General features: G+C 35.6%; 1 protein-coding gene. It reads left to right on the top strand.

The features are described from left to right. Nucleotides 1–351: 351 nt before the first annotated feature. Nucleotides 352–1,034 (top strand): DEAD/DEAH box helicase family protein (locus ACFING_RS09885; protein WP_375630791.1); only part of this gene is annotated, 683 nt, incomplete at its 3' end.

The following is a 1,034-nucleotide window of genomic DNA, read 5'->3' as shown; positions in this document are numbered from 1 at the left end:
ATAAATACAATTTTTAATATATATCTAAGAGGGTTTTGTAGGTGTTTTGGGGGTTTTAAAAACAGACAAAACCTATCAAAATACTCATTCTGATATTTTAAAGAACGTAGTACATTTATCTTGATGAATACGTGAAATGAATAGCAAATTTCACTACTTTGCTGATCTTATTCCATGTCATGGGCTGTTGATAAGCAGCCTTAAAGACCCCTTTTGAAAAAAATATCGGCTTTTTTAGCAGTTTTTTTCCCTTTTTTATCGTTATTTGCTTTAAGTGCATTTAATTGAATTCGTTTTGATTCTTTTGATAAATATTAATCATCTCATAAGGTAAGGGATTTTTATTACAATATGCTTCAATCTATTAAGTCTGATAATGAACAATTCACTTTACGCTCCCTTTTACAATCCTATCGTGAACAGGCAACATCAAATGCTCTACGGGGGAAAGTGTTTGAAGATTTTGTGACAAAATATCTTATGTATGACCCTCTCCATTATGGACGATATGAAAAGGTAGAAACCTATTATGAATGGGCTGAAGAGCGTGAAGGTTGGAATAAAAATGATATCGGCATTGATCTGGTGGCAAAGCTTCGCAATCAAGAGGGATATGTGGCTATTCAATGTAAGTTTTATAAAGCTGACCATCAGATCAGTAAAAAAGATATTGATAGCTTTATCGCTGCCTCTGGAAAAGACATCTTTAAATATCGACTTCTCGTTGACAGCACAGAAGTGGAATTAAGTGACAATGTGAATGCCATGATTAAAGGACAAGCGATACCCGTTTATCGTATTGACCTTCGTCATATGGAAAACAGTCGTATAGACTGGCAAATATTTGCAACAAAACAAGAAGTTGTTCTGAAATCAACAAAAGAGCCTCGTCCCCATCAAGAAGAAGCCATCAAGAAAGTCTGTGAAGGGTTAAAAGAAGCAGATCGTGGCAAGCTGATTATGGCATGTGGAACGGGGAAGACTTTCACAAGCCTTAAGATAGCAGAACACATAGCAGGAAAAGGCAAGCGTGT

This window comes from Bartonella sp. AP150HLJHH (genome assembly GCF_042196385.1).
Lineage (GTDB): Bacteria > Pseudomonadota > Alphaproteobacteria > Rhizobiales > Rhizobiaceae > Bartonella.
Note: the sequence above shows the minus strand (reverse complement) of the source record. Positions and strands in the feature narration are given on the sequence as shown.